General features: G+C 68.4%; 23 protein-coding genes. 7 read left to right on the top strand and 16 right to left on the bottom strand.

The features are described 5' to 3' along the window. The first annotated feature begins 55 nt into the window (after positions 1–55). The gene (locus tag ACIA49_RS06770; RefSeq protein WP_396376152.1) at positions 56–1,339 is read left to right on the top strand and encodes a glycosyltransferase 87 family protein; all 1,284 of its coding nucleotides are present in this window, start codon (positions 56–58) and stop codon (positions 1,337–1,339) included. Here ACIA49_RS06770 and ACIA49_RS06765 read toward each other — a convergent pair. The 5 genes from ACIA49_RS06765 to dnaK form a co-directional block, all read right to left on the bottom strand. After that, positions 1,329–1,865 (bottom strand): GNAT family N-acetyltransferase, encoded by a 537-nt coding sequence (locus ACIA49_RS06765; RefSeq protein WP_396376151.1) that lies wholly within the window; start codon positions 1,863–1,865, stop codon positions 1,329–1,331. The two genes, ACIA49_RS06770 and ACIA49_RS06765, sit on opposite strands and share 11 nt — an antisense overlap. Before the next feature lie 209 nt (positions 1,866–2,074). Next, positions 2,075–2,545: a heat shock protein transcriptional repressor HspR gene (locus tag ACIA49_RS06760; protein WP_396376150.1), complete on the bottom strand. Its 471-nt coding sequence runs from the start codon at positions 2,543–2,545 to the stop codon at positions 2,075–2,077. A 1-nt stretch (position 2,546) separates the two neighbouring features. After that, a complete protein-coding gene (gene dnaJ, locus ACIA49_RS06755; protein ID WP_396376149.1) occupies positions 2,547–3,728 on the bottom strand; it encodes a molecular chaperone DnaJ in 1,182 nt (393 codons plus the stop codon). Positions 3,729–3,914: 186 nt separating this feature from the next. Next, positions 3,915–4,580, bottom strand: coding sequence for a nucleotide exchange factor GrpE (gene grpE, locus ACIA49_RS06750; protein WP_396376148.1), 666 nt, complete (start codon positions 4,578–4,580; stop codon positions 3,915–3,917). After that, positions 4,577–6,439 (bottom strand): molecular chaperone DnaK, encoded by a 1,863-nt coding sequence (gene dnaK, locus ACIA49_RS06745; RefSeq protein WP_396376147.1) that lies wholly within the window; start codon positions 6,437–6,439, stop codon positions 4,577–4,579. The genes grpE and dnaK overlap by 4 nt, the downstream gene beginning before the upstream one ends. 215 nt (positions 6,440–6,654) lie before the next feature. Between dnaK and ACIA49_RS06740 the strand changes: the two genes are divergently transcribed. Then, positions 6,655–7,128 carry a GNAT family N-acetyltransferase gene (locus ACIA49_RS06740; RefSeq protein WP_396376146.1) on the top strand — a complete coding sequence of 158 codons (474 nt, stop codon included), beginning with the start codon at positions 6,655–6,657 and terminating at the stop codon, positions 7,126–7,128. Between the two features lie 163 nt (positions 7,129–7,291). After that, on the top strand, positions 7,292–8,164 hold the full coding sequence (locus tag ACIA49_RS06735) for a DUF559 domain-containing protein (protein WP_396376145.1): 873 nt from the start codon (positions 7,292–7,294) through the stop codon (positions 8,162–8,164). A gap of 67 nt (positions 8,165–8,231) precedes the next feature. Here the strand turns inward: ACIA49_RS06735 and ACIA49_RS06730 are convergent, their stop codons facing one another. From ACIA49_RS06730 to hutH, 10 genes are all read right to left on the bottom strand, one after another. Beyond that, positions 8,232–10,418 carry a DUF4157 domain-containing protein gene (locus tag ACIA49_RS06730; protein ID WP_396376144.1) on the bottom strand — a complete coding sequence of 729 codons (2,187 nt, stop codon included), beginning with the start codon at positions 10,416–10,418 and terminating at the stop codon, positions 8,232–8,234. Positions 10,419–10,545: 127 nt separating this feature from the next. Then, positions 10,546–11,709, bottom strand: coding sequence for an imidazolonepropionase (gene hutI, locus ACIA49_RS06725; protein ID WP_396376143.1), 1,164 nt, complete (start codon positions 11,707–11,709; stop codon positions 10,546–10,548). A gap of 75 nt (positions 11,710–11,784) precedes the next feature. Continuing rightward, positions 11,785–13,095: a formimidoylglutamate deiminase gene (locus ACIA49_RS06720; RefSeq protein WP_396376142.1), complete on the bottom strand. Its 1,311-nt coding sequence runs from the start codon at positions 13,093–13,095 to the stop codon at positions 11,785–11,787. After that, positions 13,092–14,279 carry an allantoate amidohydrolase gene (locus ACIA49_RS06715; protein ID WP_396376141.1) on the bottom strand — a complete coding sequence of 396 codons (1,188 nt, stop codon included), beginning with the start codon at positions 14,277–14,279 and terminating at the stop codon, positions 13,092–13,094. The genes ACIA49_RS06720 and ACIA49_RS06715 overlap by 4 nt, the downstream gene beginning before the upstream one ends. Continuing rightward, entirely contained in the window at positions 14,276–15,202 is a 927-nt protein-coding gene (locus ACIA49_RS06710) for an ABC transporter substrate-binding protein (protein ID WP_396376140.1), read from the bottom strand. Before ACIA49_RS06710 ends, ACIA49_RS06715 begins: the two co-directional genes overlap by 4 nt. Before the next feature lie 89 nt (positions 15,203–15,291). Further along, positions 15,292–15,942 (bottom strand): ABC transporter permease, encoded by a 651-nt coding sequence (locus tag ACIA49_RS06705; protein ID WP_396376139.1) that lies wholly within the window; start codon positions 15,940–15,942, stop codon positions 15,292–15,294. A gap of 1 nt (position 15,943) precedes the next feature. After that, positions 15,944–16,600: an ABC transporter permease gene (locus tag ACIA49_RS06700; RefSeq protein ID WP_396376138.1), complete on the bottom strand. Its 657-nt coding sequence runs from the start codon at positions 16,598–16,600 to the stop codon at positions 15,944–15,946. Next, positions 16,597–17,598: an ABC transporter ATP-binding protein gene (locus tag ACIA49_RS06695; RefSeq protein ID WP_396376137.1), complete on the bottom strand. Its 1,002-nt coding sequence runs from the start codon at positions 17,596–17,598 to the stop codon at positions 16,597–16,599. The genes ACIA49_RS06700 and ACIA49_RS06695 overlap by 4 nt, the downstream gene beginning before the upstream one ends. Before the next feature lie 138 nt (positions 17,599–17,736). Beyond that, complete coding sequence (hutU, locus tag ACIA49_RS06690; protein ID WP_396376136.1) at positions 17,737–19,395, bottom strand: urocanate hydratase; 1,659 nt, start codon at positions 19,393–19,395, stop codon at positions 17,737–17,739. Between the two features lie 13 nt (positions 19,396–19,408). Then, the gene (gene hutH / locus ACIA49_RS06685; protein ID WP_396376135.1) at positions 19,409–20,959 is read right to left on the bottom strand and encodes a histidine ammonia-lyase; all 1,551 of its coding nucleotides are present in this window, start codon (positions 20,957–20,959) and stop codon (positions 19,409–19,411) included. Between the two features lie 244 nt (positions 20,960–21,203). Between hutH and ACIA49_RS06680 the strand changes: the two genes are divergently transcribed. From ACIA49_RS06680 to ACIA49_RS06665, 4 genes are all read left to right on the top strand, one after another. Beyond that, complete coding sequence (locus ACIA49_RS06680) at positions 21,204–22,100, top strand: GNAT family N-acetyltransferase (protein WP_396376134.1); 897 nt, start codon at positions 21,204–21,206, stop codon at positions 22,098–22,100. Continuing rightward, entirely contained in the window at positions 22,097–22,291 is a 195-nt protein-coding gene (locus tag ACIA49_RS06675) for a hypothetical protein (RefSeq protein WP_396376133.1), read from the top strand. The genes ACIA49_RS06680 and ACIA49_RS06675 overlap by 4 nt, the downstream gene beginning before the upstream one ends. A gap of 23 nt (positions 22,292–22,314) precedes the next feature. Then, a complete protein-coding gene (locus ACIA49_RS06670) occupies positions 22,315–23,073 on the top strand; it encodes an IclR family transcriptional regulator (RefSeq protein ID WP_391548441.1) in 759 nt (252 codons plus the stop codon). A 159-nt stretch (positions 23,074–23,232) separates the two neighbouring features. Next, entirely contained in the window at positions 23,233–24,135 is a 903-nt protein-coding gene (locus ACIA49_RS06665; RefSeq protein ID WP_396376132.1) for a 1-aminocyclopropane-1-carboxylate deaminase/D-cysteine desulfhydrase, read from the top strand. A gap of 2 nt (positions 24,136–24,137) precedes the next feature. Here the strand turns inward: ACIA49_RS06665 and ACIA49_RS06660 are convergent, their stop codons facing one another. After that, a complete protein-coding gene (locus tag ACIA49_RS06660) occupies positions 24,138–24,881 on the bottom strand; it encodes a hypothetical protein (protein ID WP_396376131.1) in 744 nt (247 codons plus the stop codon). Between the last annotated feature and the right edge of the window lie 138 nt (positions 24,882–25,019).

The raw sequence follows: 25,019 nt of genomic DNA, 5'->3' as shown, positions 1-25,019 counted from the left end.
ACATTGTTGCGTCGGGGCGGTATGTGCTGCCCGACCCAGTAGCGAGAGTCGGAGCATGACGACAAGTCCCGTTCGAATCACCGCCGAGCCGGTCCTGGGCGATCCCGTCACCGCGGGGAGCACGACCGTGCAACGCCTGCGGGCCGTCGTCGTCCGGCGGCCGGTGATGGCTCTCACTCTGGCCGCTGTGGTGTTCGTGGGCGTCTGCCTGGCGTTCTGGCCGCCGGCCAAGGAGCAGTACGACCTGCGCGTGTACGTCGCGGCGGCCCAGGCCGTCCTCGACGGTCGGGACATCTACACCGCCCACGAGGGAATCTACGGCCTGCTCGGGTACACCTACCCGCCGTTCGCCGCGATCCTGATGGCTCCGCTGGGACTGCTGAGCACGGGCGGCGGCCGGATCCTGATGACCGTCGTCAACGCCTTGGTGCTGCTGCTCATCGGCTCGCTCACCGTGCGCGCGCTGCGGCCGCGCTGGTCCACCCGGCACGTGCTGGTGACCGGGTTCATCCTGGGCGCGGCCGGGCTCGCGCTGGAGCCGGTGCGGATCACCTTCCACTACGGCCAGATCAACCTGATGCTGATGGCGATCCTGATGATCGATCTGCTCGGGCATCTGCCGCAGCGGTTCCGCGGCGTCCTGATCGGCGTCGCGACCGGAATCAAGCTGACGCCCGGCATCTTCATCATCTATCTGCTGGTGACGCGCCGGTACCGCGAGGCGCTGACCGCGTCGGCGGCGACCGCCGGAACGATGGTGCTCGGCTTCGTGGTGATGCCGGAGTCGGCCTGGAAGTTCTGGAGTTCGTACATCTTCGACCCGACCCGTCCGGGCTCGAGCACCCTCGTCACCAACCAGGCGCTGCGCGGCGTGATCGACCGGCTATCCGGCGGTCCGCAGGGCATCGGGCCGGTCTGGATCGCCGCGGTCCTGATCACCTTGATCGTCGGCTTCGTGACGGTACGGCGGGCCTACGACCGCGGGCTCCTGCTGGAGTCCATCCTGCTGGCGGCCACGATCGGCGTACTCGTCTCACCGATCTCCTGGACCGCTCACTGGGTCTGGGCGTTCCCCGCGACCGCGCTGCTCTGGAACCGCGTAGCGGCGTCGTACCGGACGACAGGTCGCTCCCGCCAGTTCGCCGTACGGGCTGGTCTGGCAGCGTTCGTGACGCTCACCTTCGGGATCGGCCTGCCCTGGCTGGCGCCCCACATGCGTGACCGCGAGCTGCACCATCACGGCTTCCAGCTCTACCTCGGCAACTCCTACATGATCTGCGGAGTGGTCATGCTGCTGGCCGCCGCCTACAGCCTCCGCCGCCGGAGCCTCAAGGTTTGAAGTCGGCCGCGCGCAGCCGATACACCTGCAGGTTGAGGTCGTAGTACTTGTCCGTCTCGCCGACCCACTCCATGCCGAGCCGGCGAGCGGCGCCGATCGCGCGCTTGTTGTTCGGCCGGGCGACGGCGAACAGCTCGTCGACGTCATGGGTCTCGAACGCCCAGCCCATCAACGCTTTGCTCGCCTCGGTGGCGTACCCGTTGCCCCACGCCGACGGGCGCAACTGCCAGCCGATCTCGAGATCCTCCTCGTACGGCGGGAGCAGGCGGATCAGCAGTCCGCCGATCACCACGTTGTCCTCCTGGCGCACCACCGCCCACCGGCCGGCCGGTACGACGAAGTTCGGCTGGGCCTCGATCCAGGCGGTCAGGATCATCGCCATGGTGGCCACGTCGGTCACCCGGTCGATCGCGGGCGACAGCCACTGCGCCACGTCGGCGGATCCGTAGATCTCCAGCGCAGCCTCGGCGTCGTCTTCTTCCCAGTCCCGGATCAGCAGCCGGTCTGTCTGCAGGCTCAGCGTCACCTGGCCAGCGTACGTCGGTCCGCCGGTACCTAGGTGGACAGTAGATGAAGAGACCGCAGGGTGGCCCAATCACGGACCACCCCGCGGGGGCCGAAGAACACCCGGGGAGGGTGCGACTCCGGCTGTGGAGGTGTCGAGGGGGGATTCGACGCCCTCCACCGGATCCGGAGGCCCCGAGGGGTGGGATTCGAGAACCTCCGGTGGTTCAGTTAGCGCGGCCCGAGCTCCAGCGGCTGGGTCCGGATCCAGCGCGTCGTGGTCTGCTGGCGGCCCATGGCGATCACGTCGCCGGCGGGACCGGCCGAGAAGACCCGGCTGGCGGTGCTGCGTCGCGAGACGCCGACACCGCGCTGGACCTCTGCCAGGAGCTGGTTCACCCGGGAACGCAGATCCTCCACCTCCGACTGTAGCGCGAGGATGTGCCGAATTCCCGCCAGGTTCACGCCCTCTTCCTGGGACAGGTGCTGCACATACCGCAGCCGCGCCACGTCGTACGCGGAGTAGCGTCGCCCGCGGCCGGACGCCCGGCTCGGCACCACAAGGCCGAGCCGGTCGTACTGCCGCAGGGTCTGCGGATGCATGCCGGCCAGTTGGGCCGCCACCGAGATCACGTAGATCGGGGTGCGGTCGTCCCAGGTCGGCACCTGACCGAACGGGCGGTTCTTCGCTCCGGCGGCCATCTCAGGTGGTCCCGAACAGCCTGGCCCGCAGGTCAGGGTGGTCCGATGCCGAGTTGAACTCCTGCAGCTTGGTGCGCTGCTCGTCGGTCAGCTCGTGCGGGACCTGGACCTCCAGAGTCAGCAGCAGGTCGCCCTTGCTGCCGTCCCGGCGGACCGAGCCCTTGCCCCGGACCCGGAGCTTGCTGCCGTTCGCCGTCCCGGCGGGGATCCGGACCGTGACCGGCAGACCGTCGAGCGTCGGCACCTTGATCTCGGCGCCGAGGGCCGCCTCGGTGAAGCTCACCGGGACGCTCAGCGTCAGATGCTCGCCCTGCCGGCCGAAGATCCGGTGCGGCGTGACGTGCACGGTGACGTAGAGGTCGCCCGCAGGGCCACCCCGCTCGCCGGCCGCGCCCTTGCCCTTGAGCCGGATCCGCTGGTTGTCCTGGACCCCGGCCGGGATCCGGACCTGCATGGTCTTGCTCGACTGGCCGCGGCCGGAGCCGTGGCAGGTCTCGCACGGCTGGTCGACGACCAGACCGCGACCCTTGCACTCGGTGCACGGCTCGGTCATGGCGAACACGCCGCCCTGGACCGAGGTCTGCATGCCCGTGCCTTCGCACTTCAGGCAGACCTTCGGCACCGTCCCGTACTTCGCTCCGGTACCGCGACACGTCTTGCAGGGCTCGTCACTGGTCATCCGCAGCCCGACCGTGACACCGTTCACGGCCTCGGCGAACTCGATCGTCGCCTCGGTCTCGATGTCCTGGCCCCGCCGCGGCCGCGCCGTCGTCGCGCTGGTCGTGGTCCGACCACCGCCGCCGAACATGCCGCCCAGGATGTCGCCCAGACCACCGCCGGCACTGGCCGCGCCGCCGCTGCCACCACGGTTGAACAGGTCACCGACGTCGAAGTTGAACCCTCCGCCGCCCTGCTGACCACCGCCGGGCATCCGGAAGCCGCCGCTGCCGAACAGCCGCCGCGCCTCGTCGTACTCCTTGCGCTTCTTGGTGTCCCCGACGACGTCGTACGCCTCGGAGACCTCCTTGAACTTCGCCTCCGCGGAGGCGTCACCCTGGTTGGAGTCCGGGTGGTACTTCCGCGCCAGCTTGCGGTAGGACTTCTTGATCTCGTCCTGTTCGGCGGTCTTGGAGACGCCGAGGACCTTGTAGAAGTCCTTCTCGATCCAGTCCTTCGTGCTCATCCGGCGTCTCCCCTCCCTAGGTCGTGCTCGGTGATCCCACGCCGTAGCGAGCAGGTGCTCGGTGCGGTAGCTCGGTGCGCTGGAGTGGAGGTCTCGATGTGGTTCATCGTGGCCTTTGCTCCAGTGCGGCGAGATGCCGTGCCGGGTGCCGCGCAGTAGGCGTGGGATTGCCGAGCGCGGCCTGCGTTACTCCGCGGACTTGTCCGCGTCTTCATTCGATGTGCTCTCCGCCGGAGCCTCCGGCAGTTTCTCTGTCGGCTCCGAGACGGCCACCCGGGCCGCCCGCAGGATCCGCTCGCCGTGCCGGTAGCCCGGCTGCATCACCATGGTCGCGGTCGGACCGTCGACCTCGTCGGAGTAGTTGTGCAGCAAGGCCTCGTGGATGCGCGGATCGAAGGCGTCCCCGGGCTCGCCGAACTTCTGCAGACCGAGCTTCTCGGTGACCCGCTCCAGCGATTCCGCGACCGCCTTGAACGCGCCCTCCAGCTCACCCGCCTCGCGGGCCCGGCCGACGTCGTCCAGGATCCCGAGGAGCTCGCTGAGCACCGAGCCGATGACGAGCTCACGGCTCGCCTCCCGGTCCCGGTCCACCCGGCGCTTGTAGTTCACGTACTCCGCCTGCAGCCGCTGCAGGTCCGCCGTCCGCTCCGAGAGGGCCTCCGTGAGGAGAGCCTCCTGGGCCGACGGACCCGTCAGCGACGAGATGTCGTCCGGAACTCCCGCTCCGGCGGGAGCCCCAGCTGATGACTCAGCAGGCTCCCGCGCCTCTCCGGTCTCCGGGTCGATCCGGCGCTTGTCGCGGACGACGGGGTCACCGTCGCCGAACTCGCTACCAGTGGATCCATCCGTCACTTGTCGTCCGCCTTCTTGTCCTGCGGCCGGTCCTCGTCCACGATCTCGGCGTCGACGACGTCGTCGTCCTCGGCCTTGGTCTCGCCGTCGGCCTGGGCGCTCTCCTCGGAGCCGCCGGCGGCCTGGGCGTTCGCGTACATCGCGGCACCCATCTTCTGGCTGGACTGCGACAGCTTCTCCGAGGCGGCCTTGATCGCCGCGTCGTCGGTGCCCTCGAGCGCCTTCTTCAGCTCCGCGACGCCGTCCTTGACCTCGGTCTTGACGTCGTCCGGAATCTTGTCCTCGTTCTCGGACAGGAACTTCTCGGTCTGGTAGACCAGGCCCTCGGACTGGTTGCGGGACTCGACGGCCTCGCGGCGCAGCCGGTCCTCCTCGGCGTACTGCTCGGCGTCGCGGACCATCTGGTCGATGTCGGTCTTCGGCAGCGCGGAGCCACCGGTCACCGTCATCCGCTGCTCCTTGCCGGTGGCCAGGTCCTTGGCGTTGACGTGCACGATGCCGTTCGCGTCGATGTCGAAGGTGACCTCGATCTGCGGCACGTTGCGCGGCGCCGGCGGCAGGCCGGTCAGCTCGAAGTTGCCGAGCGACTTGTTGTCGCGGGCCATCTCGCGCTCACCCTGGTAGACCTGGATCATCACCGACGGCTGGTTGTCCTCGGCGGTGGTGAAGATCTCCGAACCCTTGGTCGGGATCGTGGTGTTGCGCTCGATGATCTTGGTGAACACGCCACCCTTGGTCTCGATGCCCAGGCTCAGCGGGGTCACGTCGAGCAGCAGGACGTCCTTGACCTCACCCTTCAGCACACCGGCCTGCAGGGAGGCGCCGACGGCGACGACCTCGTCCGGGTTCACACCCTTGTTCGGGTCCTTGCCACCGGTCAGCTCCTTGACCAGCTCGGCCACGGCGGGCATCCGGGTGGAGCCACCGACGAGGATGACGTGGTCGACCTTCGACACGTCGACGCCGGCGTCCTTGATGACGGCCTTGAACGGCGCGCGGGCGCGCTCGAGCAGGTCGGCGGTGAGCTTCTGGAACTCGGCCCGGGAGAGCTTCTCCTCCAGGTGCAGCGGGCCGGAGTCGGTCAGGCTCAGGTACGGCAGGTGGATGCTGGTCTCGGCGGCGCTGGACAGCTCGATCTTGGCCTTCTCGGCGGCCTCGTTGAGCCGCTGCATGGCCATCTTGTCGCCGGACAGGTCGGTGCCGTTCTTGTTCTTGAACTGGGTCACCAGCCACTGCACGATGCGCGCGTCCCAGTCGTCACCACCGAGGTGGTTGTCACCGCTGGTCGCCTTCACCTCGAAGACACCGTCGCCGATCTCCAGCAGCGACACGTCGAACGTGCCACCACCGAGGTCGAAGACCAGGATGGTCTGCTCGGTGCCCTTGTCCAGGCCGTAGGCCAGCGCGGCCGCGGTCGGCTCGTTGACGATCCGGTGCACCTTCAGGCCCGCGATCTCGCCGGCCTCCTTGGTCGCCTGGCGCTGCGCGTCGGAGAAGTAGGCCGGCACGGTGATGACCGCGTCCGTGACCTGCTCCCCGAGGTACGCCTCGGCGTCCCGCTTCAGCTTCTGCAGCACGAAGGCGCTGATCTGCTGCGGGTTGAACTTCTTGCCGTCGATGTCGACGGACCAGTCCTCGCCCATGTGCCGCTTGACCGAGCGAATCGTCCGGTCGACGTTCGTCGTGGCCTGGCGCTTGGCGACCTCGCCGACCAGGACCTCGCCGTTCTTGGCGAATGCCACCACCGAGGGCGTCGTGCGCGCTCCCTCGGCGTTGGGGATGACGGTGGGCTCGCCACCTTCCAGTACGGCGATGACGGAGTTCGTCGTACCGAGATCGATACCGACCGCGCGGGCCATGCTTTACCTCCACGAGTTGAGTGATACAGACTCAATGTTGCCTTCTCGTCGCCCGGGGTTCAAATCCGTGACTGAGCAAACTTGAGTTCACTAGGCTCAACATTGCACGAGCCCCGGGTCATTCCCAAGGGCGGCCACCGATTTCGGGGTCGGAGCCCGGGTTCACCCAGGGATACCCCTCCCCGGGAATGGGCCTTCCGTGGGACTCTGACCAGGTGAAACTCCGCCCGCTCGTCCCAGCCGATTACGCCTCGGTGCTCGCCCTCAACACCACCGCGGCCGGCCTGGTCGACCCCCTCGGCCTGGACCGCCTCGACTGGCTCCGGCTGATCGCCGCGCACGCCGTGGTCGTCGAGGACGACGGCCGCCCGATCGGCTTCGTCCTCACCTTCACCCCGGGCTCGGCGTACGACGGACTGGAGTACGGCTGGTTCGCCGCCACCTACGGCGACCGCTTCCTCTTCGTCGACCGCATCGTCGTCGACGCCGACCGCCGCCGCGAGGGCGTCGCCTCCACCGTCTACCGCGCCATCGAACGCTCCGCCCACCCCTTCGCCCGCGTCGTCACCCGGGTCCGCTCCGACGACCCCGCCGGCCTCACCTTCCACACCGCCCGAGGCTACGTAGAGGTCGGCAAACAACGCCGCGCCGACGGCGCCACCATGTCCCTCCTCAGCAAGGACCTGTGAGCTGTGGGGGCCGGACCCCCATCACCCACCAACCGGGCCGCCCAGGACTGCCTGCACGCTCAGCCGATCTGTCCTGCGCGCCTCTGACGGGGTTGGACGGTGGTGGCGGTCCGCCTGTGGATAACCGCCGACGCCGGCTGCCGCTGATCGTCATCATGGAGAGATGCCTGAAGTGGTCGAGATCGTCGGCAGACGCGGCGGAACCGCCACGTTCGCGCAACTACGCGCATTGGTATCGGCCCGCGCGATCCGGACAGCACTGGTCGGCGGGCAGATTCGCAGGGTGGCAAAGGGTGTTTATGCGTTGCCGCAGGCGCCGGCGGCTCTGGTCGCGGCGCGCAGTCAGGGCGGAGTCGTATCCCACCTGAGTGCAGCGCAGCACTGGGGCTTCGGCGTCATCGATCCTCCGCTCCGGCCTCACGTCACGATCCCTCCGGACCGGGCGAGGCGACGGGCCGGCCTCCCCTGCACCTTGCACTGGGGCGACGTACCGGCGCTCGACGACGTGACCACCCCGACCCGAACGGTCCTGGACTGCCTCCGCATCCTGCCCATGCGTGAAGGGCTCGCGATTGCGGACTCGGCGCTTCGGAGAGGCGTGGACCGAGACGAACTCCTCGCTGCAGCGGAGCGGCTGCGCGGTCCCCATCGGCGACGGATCCAGCGAACCGTCGCACTCGCCGACGGCCGCGCCGAATCGGTCCTCGAGTCAGCCTTTCGCGCCCTGCTCATCGAGGCAGGGATCGACGGCTTCGTCCCACAGGTAGCGGTTCGCAGCGACGGCTTCTCAGCCCGGCTCGACCTCGGCCACCTCGGCCTGCGACTCGGCTTGGAGGCCGACAGCTTCGAGCATCACGGCACCCGGCCGGCGTTGGTGAAGGATTGCCGCCGGCAGGTGAACCTGACGCTCCTCGGCTGGCGAATCCTCCGCTTCAGCTGGGAGGACATCATGTACGACGGGGAGTGGGTGGTCGACGCGGTGCGGCGGGCAGTCGGACTCCCATCACCCACCAACTCGGTTCTGCGAGCGGCGTGACCGCCGCGCTGAGCGTGAGCTGGCCTCTTGGCGCGGGGTTAATGGGTGATGGCGGTCCGCAGCCGCGTCAGGCCGTTCCGCCCATCGCTTTGGCCATGTCCGAGCGGTACCGCTCGGCGTTGTCCCGGTACGCCTGCAGTTCCTTCAGCATGAAGTCGACCGTCTCGATCGAGCCACCTTCGCCGGCCGCGATCCGGACACCGAGATTCAGATAGTTCATCCGGAGCCGGTAGCGGCCGTCGTACCCCTTGTAGGCGTCATACCAGACCCTGGACGTGTCGTCGTCGGTATACGCGGCCGCACCGCGTCGCTTGCCTGCCTCGTCGACAGCCTCCCGGTGCTGACGGCCGAGGGTCAGGCTGACGTCGGCCTCGTTGACGAAGGCGGTGGCCTTGCTGCGGAACTCGGCGACGACGCTGAACCTCGCGCCCTCCTGCTTGCCCATCCCCGCCGCATCCATGGCCTCGCCGACCTGCCGGATCTGCGTCTCCTGCACCTGCTGCAGCCGGTCGAACTCGGCCGACTTGTCGCGCAGGGTCCGCAGGTTCTGCTGCCAGACGTCGATGGCGGTGCGGATCCTGTTGCCGCCGATCTCTGCTGCGTAGCCGGAGGCGAGCTTGGTCGCGATGGCCAGTCCGGCCTGGGCGCGGTTGAGCTCCTGTTCGTAGGTCTTGGTGGCGACGAACTGGCTGAACCCGGTGGCGGCGTCTTTGCCCATCGCCTTGGCCTTGTCGAGTGCCAGGTCCTTGCCCTTGAGCACCGCGGCGTCGCTGCCGGCCGAGACCGCGCTCGACACAGCCGCTCCGGTCCCCTGCGATGCCGGTACGGCGCCGAACGCCGCGGCGCCGCCGGTCACTCCGGCAGTACCGAGGGCCAGTCCCACATCGATCCCGCCCGAGATCCACGACTGCAGCTCCGCGATGTCGGCCTTGACCTTCGTCACCTCCTCGGTCTTGTCCTTGACCTTGTTCTCCTCGGCGACCCGCTTCATGTCCTCGGTCGCGGTGACCACGTCGCGGAATCCGGTCCGGGCGGCGGTCGCGGACTTGTCGATGTCGCTCTTCAGCGGCTGCATCGCGCTCTCGGTCTGCGTGAGGCCGGTCCGCGCAGCGACCACGGCAGCCATCGCCGGACCTTCCCCGCCCGCGAGGCCGCCGAATTTCGCCTTGGCGTCGTCGCCGCTGGTGGCTCCTGTCTCGGCCGACAGCAGGTCGGTCGACTTCGTCGCGCTCTGGCCGGTCATCTGCTCGTACTGGACCGCCATCGCTTCCAGCTGGGCGAACGCCCCATGGGCCTGCTTGTACCGGTCGATGAAGTCCACCCCGGTCCGGGTCTCCTCACCGCTGAAGCCGATGTAGAAGTCGAGCAGCTGGGTGATCTGGGCGTTGGCCGCCTCGTGCGCCGGACTCACCTCGGCGCCGGCCATCCTGCCGGCCCGGCCGAGCTCGAGGGACACCGCACCGTCGGCGACCTTCGCCCGGGCGGCCCGAGCGGCGGCGACGTCCGGCACGTTGGTGACGCTGCCAGCGGCCGTGGACAGGGTGTCCTCCTTCGCCGCCTGGTCCGCCGCGGCATCCAGTTCCTCAGCGTCGGTCTTGCGGGCGATCAGGGTTCCGGACAGCGCGGGCCCGGCGGCAGCCTGGCGGCCGTGCCCGAGGTGGCCTGAGGCCGTGTCGGCGTGGGCCTCGTGCTCGCTGTGCGCGGGCGCGACGGTCAGCGGCCCGGACGCTGCGCGACCACCCTGCTGTACGACGTGCGCGACCTCGTGACCGAGGAGATCCCGACCGGCTCCGGACTCCGGGTCGTAAGCGCCGCTCCGGAAGAAGATGTCGCTGCCGGAGGTGAACGCCTTCGCACTCAACTGCCGGCTGAGCGAGTCCGCCGTACTGTCCGTATGAACCCGCACTCCCGCCAGGTCGGTCTCCATCCCGGACTCGAACTCCGCCCGGACCGATGGTTCGATCGGAGCGCCACCCGATCGCCCGGACTGCAGCTTCGACGACAGCGCCGGGCTCAGCTCACCGCCCTCGGCACCCATGCGCGGCTCTTGCGCCATCGCACCCATGACGGCGCCGTTCCCCGCGCCCTGCTGCGCGGCCGCCAGCAGCCGCACGCGATCCTGCAGGCCGGCGGCAGCTGCGCCCGGAAGCGTCTCCGGAGCAACCTGAGCCTGCTCAGCAGCCCCCGCCTCACGAGCGGAAGGAGCCGCCCCGTGCTTGAGGCTTTCCTCGTCGTACTCGTGCTGCCGCGCCATCTGGCTTCCCTCCGCCGTCGGGGTCTGCAACCCGCGGCAGACCACGACTCAAGCCTTCGGCCCGCTCCCCGCACCGGCAAGAGCAAGGAACGCGGCCGAAGAGGCGCCGCGCCCTGCCCGATCGGGCTTACACCGGCCGCCCACCCAGGTACGTCTGGGTCACGAGGGGGACGCCGGGGCGGTAGGCGAGGTGAAGGTAGCTGGGGGCATCCAGTACGGCGAAGTTGGCCTGCGCGCCCGGGGTGAGCCGGCCGACGTCATGGCGGCGGAGGGCTTTGGCGCCGCCCGCGGTGGCGGACCAAAGGGCTTCGGCGGGCGTCATATGCATGTCGCGGACGGCGATGGCGATGCAGAACGGGACGGACGAGGAGTAGCCCGAGCCGGGGTTGCAGTCGGTCGCCAGGGCTACGGTGACGCCGGCGTCGATGAGGCGACGGGCGTTCGGGTACGGCGAGCGGGTGGAGAACTCGATCGCGGGGAGCAGGCCGGCGACGACGCCGGTTTGGGCGAGGGCGTCGATGTCGGCGTCGCTGAGGTAAGTGCAGTGGTCGGCCGCCGCGGCACCTAGTTCGCAGGCGAGCTGGACGCCGGGGCCTTCCCCGAGCTGGTTGGCGTGGACGCGAGGCTGCAGACCGCGGGCGATGCCGGCTGTCAGGATCGCGCGGGCCTGGTCCTCGTCGAAGGCACCGCGCTCGACGAACACGTCGATCCACTTCGCGTGGCCGGCGACCGCGTCGAGCATCGGACCGGTGACGAGGTCGACATAACCCGCCGGGTCGTCGGCATAGTCCGCCGGTACGACGTGCGCTCCCAGGTACGTCGTTTCGTCGGTGAACTGGCGCGCGATCTCCAGCGCACGTGCTTCATCCGCGACGGTCAGTCCGTACCCGGACTTGATCTCGACGGTCGTCGTCCCCTGCCGCCGCATCTCCGTGACGAGCCGAGCGACGTTGGCGGTCAACTGCTCGTCCGTCGCCTGCCGAGTGGCCGCGACCGTCGTCCGGATCCCGCCGGCCGAGTACGGCGTACCGGTCATCCGGGCCGCGAACTCCTCAGCCCGATCACCCGCGAACACCAGGTGCGAGTGCGAGTCCACGAACCCCGGAATCACCCCGCGCCCCGCCACGTCGATCGCGTTGTCAGCAGCCGGCGCGTCGGAACGCGAACCGACCCACGCGACCTTGCTGCCCTCAACCACCAGCGCAGCATCACGAATCTCGCCGAGCAGCCCACCCCGCGCGGGGTCGTTGGTCACCAGCGAACCGATCCCGGTCACCACGAGCGATGTCATCGGTCACCATCCCCTCGCCACGTCATCAGATCGCCGTTCCGAACCGTCGTCGGTGTCACGAGCCCCACCCGATCGTCACTGCGTTACCGCGGTGATCGACGCCGCCAGCTCACCCGGCACGTCGATCCTCACATGCTTGCCGTCAGCAACCAGATGACGGCCGTCGACCACGACATCCACCACGTCAGCCGCCGAGGCCGCGAAGACTGCGGTCTCCACGGTTCCGCCGGTTCCCGCCGTACGGATGCTGTCCAGCCGAACGGCGACCAGGTCCGCGCGGGCACCCACCTCGATCACCCCGGCATCAGCGAAGCCGATCGAGCGGTGGCCGTCGACGGTCGCGGCGGTGAACAGCTCAGGCGCCGACCAATGACCGCGCTCTTGCGAGGCGAGCCGCTCGTCCAGCTCGACCGCGCGCATCTCTTCGAACAGGTCGATCACCGCGTGACTGTCGGAGCCGAGAGTCAGCCGCGAACCGGCATCGCGCAGCGCCACCGACGGACCGATCCCGTCGGCCAGGTCGCGCTCGGTCGTCGGGCAGAAGCACGAGTACGTCGCGGAACTCCCGAGCAGCCCGACATCGACCGGCGTCAGGTGCGTCGCGTGAACCGCACTCGTCCGCCCGCTCAGGAAGCCGACCTCGTCGAGGACCTGCGACGGCGTCCGCCCGTAGGCCTCCACACAGGCTGCATTCTCCGCGACCTGCTCGGACAGATGGATGTGCAGCGGTACGTCGGGAAACGCGGAGGCGACCGCCCCGAGCTGATCCTGCGGCACCCCGCGCACCGAATGCGCCGCCGCCCCGATCACCACGTCGTCCGCGCCCTTCAACGCCGAAACCCGAGCGCCCCAGGACGCTGCGTCGCCATCGCTGAAGCGCTGCTGGACCTCGTTGAGCGGCTGGTCGATTCCGCCGGCGAGGTAGCAGGTGTCGAGGAGCGTGATCCGCAGCCCGACATCCCGCGCGGCCGCGATCAGCGCCGCGCCCATCGCGTTCGGGTCGTCGTACCGGCGGCCGCCCGGCGCGTGGTGCAGGTAGTGGAACTCGCCGACCGCGGTGATCCCGCTCAGCAGCATCTCGCCGTACACGGCTCGTGCCAAGGCGTAGTACGAATCCGGGGTCAGGGCCGAGGCAACGGCGTACATCTGCTCACGCCAGGTCCAGAAGGTCCCCCGCTCGGTCTGCGTCCGCCCACGCAGCGCGCGGTGAAACGCATGGCTGTGGCAGTTCGCCAGCCCCGGGATGACGAGCCCGCTCAGCCGGACGGCGTCGCCGGGGTCCGCGTCGGCCGCGACCGCAGTGATGCGGCCGTCGGCAACGGTCACCAGGACACCCGAGGCGACGCCGGTAGGCAGGAGGGCGGTAGAGCACCAGTACGACGTCACTGCGCGAGATCCTTCAGTACGGCGGCCAGCGCCTCAACACCGGCCAGACAGTCGTCCTCTTCGGCAAACTCGGCCGGCGAATGCGAGATGCCGGTCGGGTTGCGGACGAAGAGCATGGCGGTCGGAATCCCGGCCGCCGAGAACACCCCGGCGTCATGCCCCGCGCCGGTCGGAAGCACCGGCGCGCCGTCCAACACACCGACGAGACGATCGCGAAGCCCTGCTGGGAAATCGACGATCGGCGACACCGACTCCGGTACGACGGCCACCGTCGTACCGTCGCGTTCCGCGCGCTCAACCGCTTGCCGAGTGATTGCCGCCAGCAACGACTCCAGCGTGGCAGTGTCAGCCGCCCGAGCATCCAGCCAAGCGATCACCCGCGACGGTACGGCGTTTGTGCCGTTCGGCTCGATGGACAGCCGACCGAACGTGGCGCGTGCACCGGCGAGCCGGGCCTGCTTGTTCGCGGCGAGCGCAGTCATCGCGTACGTGAGCATCGGGTCGTGCCGGTCCTCCATCAACGTGGTGCCGGCATGGTTCGCCTCACCCTCGAAGGTGAAGCGGTACCGCCCATGCGGCCAGATAGAACTCGCGACACCGACCGGCGCGGTCAACCCGCGCCCCTGCTCGACGTGCAGCTCGACGAACGTCCCCATCCGCTCGAGCAACGGCGAAGGCCCAACCCCGGCGGGGTCAGTGCCCGCAGCCTCCAGCGCACGGGCCAACGAGACCCCTTGCCGGTCCGTCAATGCCAGCGCCTTCTCAGCGGGAAGCACGCCGGCGGCAACTCGTGATCCAAGACAGGGCATCCCGAACCGGGATCCCTCCTCCTCGACGAACACCCCGACGCCGATGGGCACCGAAGGCGCGAATCCCTCGGCCCGCAACAGGTCGACGGCAGCCAAGGCGGAGACCACCCCGAGCGGCCCGTCGAAGGCACCCCCGTCGATCACCGAGTCGAGGTGGCTCCCGGTGACGACCCCCGGCCGGTCCGGAGCACCCCACCAGGCGATCAGGTTGCCGAGGCCGTCCGACTCGACGGCCAGGTCCCGGGAGGCGCACTGGTCCAGGAACCAGTCCGTTGCTTCGCGTTCGGAGGGGGTCCAGCCGCCTCGGGTGTAGCCGCCGGTCTCGGCGTCACGCCCGATGGCGGACTGGTCCCTCCAGAGGTCTTCGAAGCTCAAGACAGCGGGTTCTTCGACAGCCAGTCCTTGGCCACCGCGTCGGCGCTCTCCTTGCCGGCGTCGATGCGCTTGACCAGGTCGGTCAGGGCGTCGGTGGTCAGCTTGGCGTCGACCGCGTTCAGCACCGCCGCGATGTCGGCCGACTTGTGGTCGGTCCGGATCAGCGGAACGATGTTGTTCGGCGGCAGGATGTGCTCCGGGTCCTCGAGCTGGACCAGCCCCTGCTCCTTGATCACCGACTGCGTGGTGAACAGGTTCGTCAGCTGGATCTGGTTGTCGGTCAGCGCCTTGATGCTCAGCGGGCCACCCGCGTCCAGCGTCTTGTACTCCTTGAACTCGACGCCGTACTTCTCCTTCAGGCCCTTCAGACCGGCCGACCGCACCTTGAACTCCGAGCTACCGCCCGCGACCAGGTCCTTGCCGACCGCCTTCAGGTCGCCGAGCGCCTTCAGGTTGTACTTGTCCGCGGTCGCCTTGGTCACCACGATGGTGTCCTGGTCGGCGGCCGGCGACTTGTCCAGCACCTCGAGCCCGGGGGTGACCGCGGCCTTCAGCGCGTCGTACGCCTTGTCCGGGTCGGTCTCGGTGGAGTTCTTGTCGAAGTAGGCCAGCGCGGCACCGGTGTACTCCGGCACCAGGTCGACCGAGCCGTCCTTGATCGCGGCCATGTAGGTCTCACGGTTGCCGATGTTCGGCTTCTTCTTGACCTCGATGCCCTTGCTCGCCATCGCCTGGCCGTAGATCTCGGCCAGCAGCTGGCTCTCGGAGAAGTCGGCCGAGCCGACGGTGATACTCGTGACCTTGTCCGGAGCGGGGGAGGAACCCGCCGTGTCGCCACCGAGCTGGTCCCCACCTCCACAACCGGCCAGGCCGAGCAGCGCGACCCCGGCGATCGCAGTACGGATGAGTGTGGTTCTCAACACGAGAGCCTCCAGTGTTCTCGTCGGCCATCGGCCGGTGCCGATGGATGGTGCCACGTTCAGGGCCAAGTTCATCAGATTCGGCGGACAGTTCAGCCGATCTTGAGTCCCTTGGACACGGTGATCCGGCCGAGCAGCGCGAACAGCGCGTCGAGCACGATGGCGAGCAGGGCCACCAGCAGGGCGCCGGTGAACATCTGCGGGAAGTCGCGGAGCTTCAGCCCGTCGACCACGTAGCGGCCGAGACCGCCGAGCGACACCAGCGCGGCGATCGTCGCCGTCGACACGATCTGCAGCGTGGCGCTGCGTACCCCTGAGATGATCAGCGGCAGTGCGATCGGGATCTCCACCTTGGTGAGGATCTCGCGGCCGGTCATCCCCATCCCCCGGGCCGCGTCGATCGTGGCCGGGTCGACACCGGACAGACCGGCGTACGTCGAGGCCAGGATCGGCGGGATGCCGAGGGCGACGAGCGCGATCAGGACCGGCAGGAAGCCGATCTGGTCGGTCAGCAGCACGGCGATCATCAACAGGCCGAGGCTGGGCAGGGCGCGGGCCGCGTTGCCGAGGTTGATCGCCAGGAACGCGCCGCGGCGGGTGTGCCCGATCCGTAGGCCGATCGGTAGCGCGATCACCGTGGACAGCCCGAGCGCGGCGAAGGTGTACCAGAGGTGCTGGACGATGCGGGCCCAGATCCCCTCGGTCCCGGACCAGTTGAACGAGTCGGTGAGGTACTCCCACATGTCAGGCCACCTCTCCTACCGGCGTCGCAACGCGTGCCCACGGAGTCAGCACGCGCTGCAGGGTCACCAGGATCAGGTCCGCGAGCAGCGCCAGCAGCAGCGACAACACCACTCCGACGATCACCGGGGTGAGGAAGTCCTTCTGGAAACCGAGCGTGAACAGCTCACCCAGGCCACCGATGCCGATCACCGCGCCGACGCTCACCATCGAGATGTTCGCGACCGTGACGACCCGCAGCCCGGTGAAGATCACCGGTACGGCGATCGGCAGGTCGATCGCGATCACCCGGTGCAGCGTCCCGTACCCGACGGCGATGGCCGACTGCCGGACGTCCGTGGGGACCGACCGGAGGCCGTCGATCACGTTCCGGATCAACAGCGACACCGTGTAGATCGTCAGCGCGACGATGATGTTGGCCGTGGCCAGCACCTTGGTGCCGAGGATCGCCGGGATCACGATGAACAGGGCGATCGACGGCAGTGAGTACAGCACGCCACCGAACGCGATCAGCGGGTTCGCCAACCAGGCGTAGCGGGTGGCGACGTACCCGAGCGGCACGGCGATGATCAGCCCCAGCAGCACCGGCAGGATCGCCAGATAGACGTGCTCGCGCAGTTGCTCACCGATCAGGCCGATGTTGTCGCCGATCCAGTTCATGAGTGCAACACCGCGGCGACAGTCGATTGGTCGACGACTCCCAGCGCACGACCTTCGTCGTCGACACACACGCCGGCGCCGGTCGGTGAGGTCAGCACCGCATCCAGGGCTGCGCGCAGCGAGTCGCCCTGCTTGAACACGGCACCGAGCGGCAGCAGCTCCGACGCATCGCCGTCGCGCCACCCGACCGGGACGCCGTCTTTCACGACCAGGTCAGCCGGCACCGGGTTGAGCGGCAGCGCCTCCGGGTGCACGAACGTCAGCGCCCGGTAACCGCGATCCTGCCCGACGAACCCACGGACGAAGTCGTCGGCCGGATTCGCCAGCAACTCCGACGGCGGGGCGAACTGGGCCAGCTTGCCACCGACACGCAGTACGGCGACCTTGTCACCGAGCTTGATCGCCTCGTCGATGTCGTGGGTGACGAACACGATCGTCTTGCCGATGTCGCGCTGCAACCGCAGCAGCTCTTCCTGCAGCTGGTTGCGGACGACCGGGTCGACGGCGCTGAACGGCTCGTCCATCAGCATGATCAGCGGGTCGGCCGCGAGCGCCCGGGCCACGCCGACTCGTTGCTGCTGGCCACCGGACAGCTGGGCCGGATACCGCTCGGCGAGCTTGAGGTCGAGACCGACCCGCTCGAGCAGCTCCATCGCCGTACTGTGTGCTTTGCGTTTGTCCCAGCCGAGCAGCTTCGGGACCGTGGCGACGTTCTCCACGACGGTCTTGTGCGGGAACAGGCCGGCGTTCTGGATCACGTAGCCGATGCCCCGCCGCAACGTCACGGCGTCCTTGCTGTTGATGTCCTCGCCATCGATCGAGATCGCCCCGCTGGTGCGCTCGATGGTGCGGTTGATCATCCGCAGCGACGTGGTCTTGCCACAGCCGGACGGCCCCACGAACACGGTGATCTCGTTGCTGGGGATCCGCAGGGACAGCTTGTCGACGGCCACGGTGCCGTCCGGATACCTCTTGGTGACGTCCTCGAACTCGATCATGGCGCCCCTTCGCGCTTGTCGTCCGTCGCCCGAATGACCCTAGCGGACCGATCCCCCAAAAACTCTGGATGAGCCGGAATCTCGGTCCGCGGGAAAGTGCACCATAACGGTGGGGATTCGACCGGTCGCAGCCGGTACTCAGGACTCCTGCATCGGAATCCGGACCCCGCGCTCGGCGGCGACGCGGTCAGCAATGTCGTACCCGGCGTCGACATGGCGGATCACGCCCATGGCCGGGTCGTTGGTGAGCACGCGCTCCAGCTTCTGCCGGGCCAGATCGGTGCCATCGGCAACCGATACCTGACCGGCGTGGAGGGAGCGGCCGATGCCGACGCCGCCGCCGTGGTGGATCGACACCCACGACGCGCCGGACGAGACGTTCACCATCGCGTTCAGCAACGGCCAGTCCGCGATCGCGTCCGAGCCGTCGAGCATTCCTTCGGTCTCGCGGTACGGCGAGGCCACACTGCCGGTGTCCAGGTGGTCCCGGCCGATCACGATCGGCGCTTCGAGCTCACCCGAGGCGACCATGTCGTTGAACCGCACCCCGGCCTTGTCCCGCTCACCCTGACCGAGCCAGCAGATCCGCGCCGGCAGGCCCTGGAACGCGACCCGCTCACCGGCCATCTTGATCCACCGGGTCAGGTGCTCGTTGTCCGGGAACAGGTCGAGGATCGCCTGGTCGGTCTTGGCGATGTCGGCCGGGTTGCCCGACAGCGCCGCCCACCGGAACGGGCCCTTGCCCTCACAGAACAACGGCCGGATGTAGGCCGGAACGAACCCGGGGAACTCGAAGGCCCGCGAGTACCCGGCCTTGCGGGCCTCGTCGCGGATCGAGTTGCCGTAGTCGAACACCTCGGCGCCCGCGTCCTGGAACCCGACCATCGCCTCGACGTGCCGCGCCATCGACTCCTGCGCCCGCTCGGTGAACCCGGCCGGGTCCTTCTCCCGCGCGGTCACCCAGTCGTCGAAGTCGACACTCACCGGCAGGTACATCAGCGGGTCGTGCGCCGACGTCTGGTCGGTCACGATGTCGATCGGCGCGCCCCGCTGCAGCAGGTCCGGCACGATGGTGGCCGCGTTGCCGAGGACACCGATCGAGAGCGGCCGGCGCGCCTTCCGCGCCTCTTCGGCCAGGGACAGCGCCTCGTCGACCGAAGACGCCCGTACGTCGAGGTAGCGGTGCTCGATCCGACGATCGATCCGGCTGGAGTCGACGTCGATGCAGATCGCGACACCGTCGTTCATCGTGACGGCGAGCGGCTGCGCGCCACCCATGCCACCGAGGCCCGCGGTCAGCGTGACCGTCCCGGCCAGCGTGCCGCCGAACTTCTTGGCGGCGACCGCGGCGAAGGTCTCGTACGTGCCCTGCAGGATCCCCTGGGTACCGATGTAGATCCACGACCCGGCCGTCATCTGGCCGTACATGGTCAGCCCCATCGCCTCGAGCTTGCGGAACTCCTCCCAGGTGGCCCAGTCGCCGACCAGGTTCGAGTTCGCGATCAGCACCCGCGGCGCCCACTCGTGGGTCTGCATGACGCCGACCGGCCGGCCCGACTGGACCAGCATGGTCTCGTCGGCCTTCAGGTTCGTCAGCGTGCGGACCATCGCGTCGAAGGAGTTCCAGTCCCGCGCCGCCTTGCCGGAACCGCCGTACACGACGAGCTCGTCGGGGTGCTCGGCAACCTCGGGGTCGAGGTTGTTCTGCAGCATCCGCAGCGCGGCTTCCTGCTGCCAGCCTTGGGCGGTCAGCGTCGTACCGCGGGCGGCGCGCACAGGACGGGGTCCGGAAGACATGGGTGAATCCCTTCTATTGGAGCGGGCCGGTGACGGCCTCGGCGTCGGTGAGATAGGTGCCGTCGGCAACCAGCCGGACGGAGTGCTCGATCTCCGGGGACAGGTGACGGTCGGTCCCCGGACCCTCGACGTACTGTCGCAGTGCATCCCGTACGGCGGCGGTCGCCGGCGACGGCGTGAGCGGTGCGCGCAGGTCGAGCGCGCGGGCGGCGGTCAGGATCTCGATCGCGAGCACCCGCTGGAGCCCGTCGATCGACTTGCGCAGCTTGCGCGCGGCCGACCAGCCCATCGAGACGTGGTCCTCCTGCATCGCGCTGCTCGGAATCGAGTCCACACTGGCCGGTACGGCGAGCCGCTTCAGCTCGGAGACGATCGCGGCCTGCGTGTACTGGGCGATCATGTGGCCGCTGTCGACGCCGGGATCGTCGGCCAGGAAGGCGTTCAGGCCGTGATTGCGAGCGACATCGAGAAAGCGATCGGTACGGCGTTCGCTGATGCTCGCGAGGTCTGCCACGGCGATCGCGAGGAAGTCGAGCACGTAGCCGACCGGGGCGCCGTGGAAGTTGCCGTTGGACTCGACGCGGCCATCAGGGAGTACGACGGGGTTGTCGATCGCGGAGGCGAGCTCACGCTCGGCGACGTTGGCCGCGTGGGCGGCGGTGTCGCGAACGGCACCATGCACCTGAGGCGAACACCTCAGCGAGTAGGCGTCCTGGACCCGGTTGCAGTCGGGGCCGCGGTGGCTGGCCACGATTCCGCTGTCCTTAAGGATCGTGCGGAGGTTGGCGGCCGCCGCGCCTTGCCCCACCTGCGGGCGCAGGGCGTGCAGGTCAGCGGCAAAGACGCGGTCGGTGGCGAGCTGACCCTCAACGCTCATCGCCGCGGCGATGTCGGCGGTCTTCACCAGGCGGTCGAGGTCAGCCAGCGCAAGCACCAGCATGCCGAGCATGCCGTCGGTGCCGTTGATCAGCGCGAGTCCTTCCTTCTCCGCAAGGACGACCGGCTTCAGTCCGTGAGCTTCGAGAGCCTCGCCGGCATCACGAAGGTTGCCTTCGGCATCGCGGACCTGACCTTCACCCATCACCGCAAGGGCGACGTGGCTCAGCGGCGCGAGGTCGCCCGAGCAGCCGAGGCTGCCGTACTCATGCACGACCGGAGTCAGCTTGGCGTTCAGCAGACCGGCGTACGCCTGAGCAGTCTCAACCTTGACGCCAGTGCGACCGGTCGACAGCGTGGACAGCCGGAGCAGAGCGAGCGCACGCACAACCTCGGTCTCAACCTCGGGCCCCGAACCAGCCGCGTGCGACCGAACCAGGCTGCGCTGCAACTGCGCGCGCAGTTCCGGCGCGATGTGCCGCGTCGCGAGCGCCCCGAACCCGGTCGACACCCCGTAGTGCGGCGTGTCCGCATGCGCCAGGCCCTCGATCACGGCCCGCGACTTCGCGATCTCCTCGAGCGCCTGGTCACCGATCCGGACCTGAGCGCCATACCGCGCCACCGCGACAACATCAGCCGCCGACAACGGCCCGACTCCGACGATCACCGTCCTACTGGTCTCTTCCACCCGATCATTGGACCCCCTCCACAACTCCCTGCCCACCCAACGACACCCAGTCTCTGTCTCGCATCTGAGACATATCACCCCTCCCCCTCCGCTCCGCCCAACCCTCCCCACCCCATTTGGTGGGTGCACCCACCAGATCGGAGGTTCCCACCCGGGAATCCGCTGGGGGAACCTCCCGCTTGGTGGGTTCACCCACCAAATGGGCGTCCTCGGGGTGGACCTCGGGCGGCACTAGAGTCGGTGCATGGTGTTCGAAATCCGGTCGGCGGAGCCCTCAGATGCGGTCGGGATCGCTGCCGTCTGGGCGGCGGCGATGCCACATCTGGTGATGACCGCGCGGGGTGTCGAGGCCGGACTCCGGAACAACTCGAACCGGGTGGTCCTGGTGGCGGTGACCGGTTCGGAGATCGTCGGCTACGGCAACATCTACCTGCCTGAACCGGACGCCACTGCACCCCGGGTCCGCATCACGGTGCAGGTCCCCCCGGCGTACCGCGGAAGTGGAATCGGCTCGGCGCTCGGCTCCCGGATCGAGGACCGATCCGCCGCGATCGGCGCCTCCTCACTGCTGGTCGTGGTGTCGGACGACGACCGCTCGCGCCAGTTCGCCGTACGGCGTGGGTTCACCCTCGGTCGCGAATTGAGCCATTCGTCGGCGGATCTGAGCGCCGTACCGGATGCTCTCCCGGTCCCGGCCGGCCTGCAGGTCGCGGACTTCGACTCGGTCTCGCCGCGCGCGCTCTGGGAAGCGTTGGCAGCGTCCGCTCACGACGACCCCAGCGGACTGTCCGAGGCTCCGCCGTACGACGCCTGGCTCGCCAGCGACTGGAATCACCCGGAACTGCGCCGTGATCTCAGCACCGTCGTGCTCGACGGCGACACGGTGCTGGCCTTCACCACCAACACAGCCGACCCGGAACGCAGGGTCATTTGGTCGGCCTCGACCGGCACCATCCCGGCCGCCCGTGGCCGCGGGCTCGCGAAACTCGTCAAGGCGGTCGCCCTGGGCCGGGCCCGGGACGCCGGCCTGATCACGGCCTTCACCGGGAACGACGCGAACAACAAACCCATGCTGGCGGTCAACGAGTGGCTCGGCTACCGGATCGCCGGCTCGGCGTGGACCGCGGAGAAGACACTGTGACTCGCTTGGTGCTGACGCTGCTGTTCTTCTTTGGGCTGTCCGTCGGTGTCGGATTCCTGCTCGGCGGTGAGTATTTCGACTGGGCGGTGGCGGGCGGTCTGTTCGCGCTCGCGGTCGCCGGCGAACTGCTGCGCTGGTGGCTCCGCCGCGCGCCGCAGAAGAATTCAGCTCGCCAATCGTCCGGAATCTGAGACAGGCCGGTTACCCTGCCGTTGTGAGCGGCAACGTTCCGGCCTCGACCCGCACCCTGCGGGTACTCACGTTCCTGGCGACCCAGCCCGGCCCGGTACCGATGGAGCGCATCGCCTCCGCGGTCGGCCTGCCACGCTCGTCGACGTACCACTTGCTGAGGGCAATGATGGACGAGAGCTTCGTCGTCCACCTCCCCGAAGAGAAGCGCTACGGCCTCGGCGTCGCCGCCTTCGAGATCGGCTCCGCCTACCTCCGCCACGACCCCCTCGAGCGTCTCGCCCGCCCATTGCTGGGCCAACTCGTCGCCGAACTAGGCCAAACCGCCCACCTAGGCGTCCTCCACGGCCGAGAACTCGTCTACCTCCTCAAAGAACAACCCCCACGCCCCGTCACCCTCGTCACCGACGTAGGCGTCCGCCTCCCCGCCACCCTCACCGCCTCCGGCCGAGCCCTCCTGGCTGAATTGCCACCCGCCCAGGTCCGAGCCCTCTTCCCCACCAACGAGTCCTTCGTCCGCCGTACCGACAAAGGCCCCGAATCCCTCACCCAGCTGCGGCGCCTCCTGGCCGAGGAAAAACGCCAGGGCTACGCCCTCGAAGAAGGCCACATCACCCCCGGCGTCTCCTCCGTAGCCACCGCCGCCCTAGACCACGCCGGCCACCCAGCCGCCGCCATCTCCATCACCTTCCGCACCGACGCCCTAACCCCCGCCGACCGCCTCCACCTAACCCACCGCCTCCGCCAAGCCGCCACCGCCCTCACCAGACGCCTCCACGGGTAGGAAAGCTAGGACAGGGAAGGAAGGGAAAACGATCAAGGGAAAGAAGATCAACAGAAAGACAAAGATTTAGATTTGGCTGGGTGCCCAGTTCCGCAGCCTGCAAGGGACCGCCGCTCTGGTCGAGCGCCCCGCTGACCGATAACGTGCCATGCTGACCCCATGGGCGATCTGCTGCCGATCGAGCTTCGACTGCCGTCGCCGGTGACAGAACTTGACGATGACCGGCTGACGGTCGCCGGCGTCCGCCTGCTCCTGAAGCGCGACGATCTCATCCACGCGGAGATCTCCGGCAACAAATGGCGGAAGCTGAAATACAACATCGCGGCAGCACGTGAGCTCGGACACCATAAGCTCCTGACCTTCGGTGGCGCCTACTCCAACCACATCAAGGCCACCGCCGCTGTCGGCCACTACGGAGGCTTCGAGACGGTCGGAGTGATTCGCGGCGAAGAGCATCTCCCGCTGAATCCTTCGCTCGCCTATGCGACGGATCGAGGCATGCACCTCACCTACCTCGACCGAACCGCCTATCGCACAAAGACTTCCGAGGCGGTCATCGCCGAGCTACACAAGCGGTTCGGCGACTTCTACCTACTTCCCGAGGGAGGAAGCAACTCACAGGCAGTACTGGGTTGCGCGGAACTTCCAGCTGAGCTCACAGAGCCGTTCGACGTCGTGATCTGCGCAGTGGGCACGGGAGGCACTCTCGCCGGAGTGGCCGCTGGGATCGGCGAGCACCAACGGGCGATCGGCGTGCCGGTCTTGAAAGCCGGCGCATTCCTCGAGCAGGAGATCGCCGATCTTCAGCAGGCTACGTACGGCGGACGCGTCGGCGACTGGCACCTCGAATGCGAGTACCACTTCGGTGGCTATGCAAAGAGAACGCCGGAGCTCGACTCCTTCATCGCAGACTTCAAGGAGCGCCACAATCTCCTGCTGGACTGGGTCTACGAGGCCAAGATGATGTACGCGCTGTTCGACTTGGTCGGTCGGCGAACCTTCCCCACCGGTACGACGATTATCGCGTTGATCAGCGGGGCCGCGGAGACCGCCGACCTGTGAGTTCAGGAGCCGAGCCGCTCCAAACGCCAGTCGCCGGAGTTGACGTTGAACTCTTTGTCGAACCCGAGCCACCGGCCACTCATCGAGCCGCCTTGCGGACTGACCACGAGCTGGATGGTCCCGTGGTAGAGCGCTCCCCGGTAGTAGCCAACCGACGAGGTTCGCTCGGCCCAGGTGCCGGTGGCTATTGCCCCATTCAACGACAGGTCCAGGGTGAGTCTCGACTCGCCCTCGGCAGGGTCGTTAGTACCCAGCACTCGACCACCGGAGTGGCGAAGCCTAACCGTGTGTGTGCCGCACAGCTCCTCCTTGCGGCCGGAGGAGTAGTAGCTGTACCGGGAAAGCCACGAGCCGGTCAGGTCCCCACCGGCCGCATGCGCAGCGTCCAGTCGACTGAAGTCGGCCAGATCGGCAACCAAGTCCGCCATTGAGCACTGGTAGAGCTCCGCGATCCTGGAGAGAACATCCAGAGACGGCGCGTATCCCGTCGCCGCCGGCCACTGCTCCCAGTACGAGAAGTTCTTGAACGTCTTCGGCTCAGCCGGCCACCGCTCGTTCCAGTGCTCCGCGGCCTCGCGCTGACTCCACCCGTGAGCCAACCGGAACGCGACCCGCAGATTGACTCCGTACCGGTCGGCGAAGGCTTCCGCCACCTCGACCCACGTCGACCCCTGAGCGCGCAGTTCGGCGGCCCACTGCAGCCGCGCCCGGCGCAGGCTCGTCTCACCCACTGCGCGCTTACTCACACAGCACATGTTGTCACACCCTCCCCGCCAGACGGGGAAGAGTGGGCCCGATGATCACCGAGTATCCCGGTGGTCTCGTTGCGTGACGGGCAGCAGGGTTGGGGGTGAGGTCAGGGCGGCAGGTGAGCATGAACGCGC

The sequence above is a fragment of the Kribbella sp. NPDC051587 genome, assembly GCF_044453945.1.
Taxonomy (GTDB): Bacteria; Actinomycetota; Actinomycetes; order Propionibacteriales; family Kribbellaceae; genus Kribbella.
The sequence above is the reverse complement of the archived record's forward strand: the minus strand, read 5'-3'. Positions and strand labels throughout refer to the sequence as shown.

Excerpts from the sequence above, each read along its gene's own strand:
- ACIA49_RS06770 (WP_396376152.1), top strand. The coding sequence starts at position 56 with ATGACGACAAGTCCCGTTCGAATCACCGCCGAGCCGGTCCTGGGCGAT.
- ACIA49_RS06760 (WP_396376150.1), bottom strand. The coding sequence starts at position 2,545 with ATGGCCGCCGGAGCGAAGAACCGCCCGTTCGGTCAGGTGCCGACCTGG.
- dnaJ (WP_396376149.1), bottom strand. The coding sequence starts at position 3,728 with ATGAGCACGAAGGACTGGATCGAGAAGGACTTCTACAAGGTCCTCGGC.
- dnaK (WP_396376147.1), bottom strand. The coding sequence starts at position 6,439 with ATGGCCCGCGCGGTCGGTATCGATCTCGGTACGACGAACTCCGTCATC.
- ACIA49_RS06735 (WP_396376145.1), top strand. The coding sequence starts at position 7,292 with ATGCCTGAAGTGGTCGAGATCGTCGGCAGACGCGGCGGAACCGCCACG.
- ACIA49_RS06730 (WP_396376144.1), bottom strand. The coding sequence starts at position 10,418 with ATGGCGCGGCAGCACGAGTACGACGAGGAAAGCCTCAAGCACGGGGCG.
- hutI (WP_396376143.1), bottom strand. The coding sequence starts at position 11,709 with ATGACATCGCTCGTGGTGACCGGGATCGGTTCGCTGGTGACCAACGAC.
- ACIA49_RS06705 (WP_396376139.1), bottom strand. The coding sequence starts at position 15,942 with ATGTGGGAGTACCTCACCGACTCGTTCAACTGGTCCGGGACCGAGGGG.
- ACIA49_RS06700 (WP_396376138.1), bottom strand. The coding sequence starts at position 16,600 with ATGAACTGGATCGGCGACAACATCGGCCTGATCGGTGAGCAACTGCGC.
- ACIA49_RS06695 (WP_396376137.1), bottom strand. The coding sequence starts at position 17,598 with ATGATCGAGTTCGAGGACGTCACCAAGAGGTATCCGGACGGCACCGTG.
- hutU (WP_396376136.1), bottom strand. The coding sequence starts at position 19,395 with ATGTCTTCCGGACCCCGTCCTGTGCGCGCCGCCCGCGGTACGACGCTG.
- ACIA49_RS06680 (WP_396376134.1), top strand. The coding sequence starts at position 21,204 with ATGGTGTTCGAAATCCGGTCGGCGGAGCCCTCAGATGCGGTCGGGATC.
- ACIA49_RS06665 (WP_396376132.1), top strand. The coding sequence starts at position 23,233 with ATGGGCGATCTGCTGCCGATCGAGCTTCGACTGCCGTCGCCGGTGACA.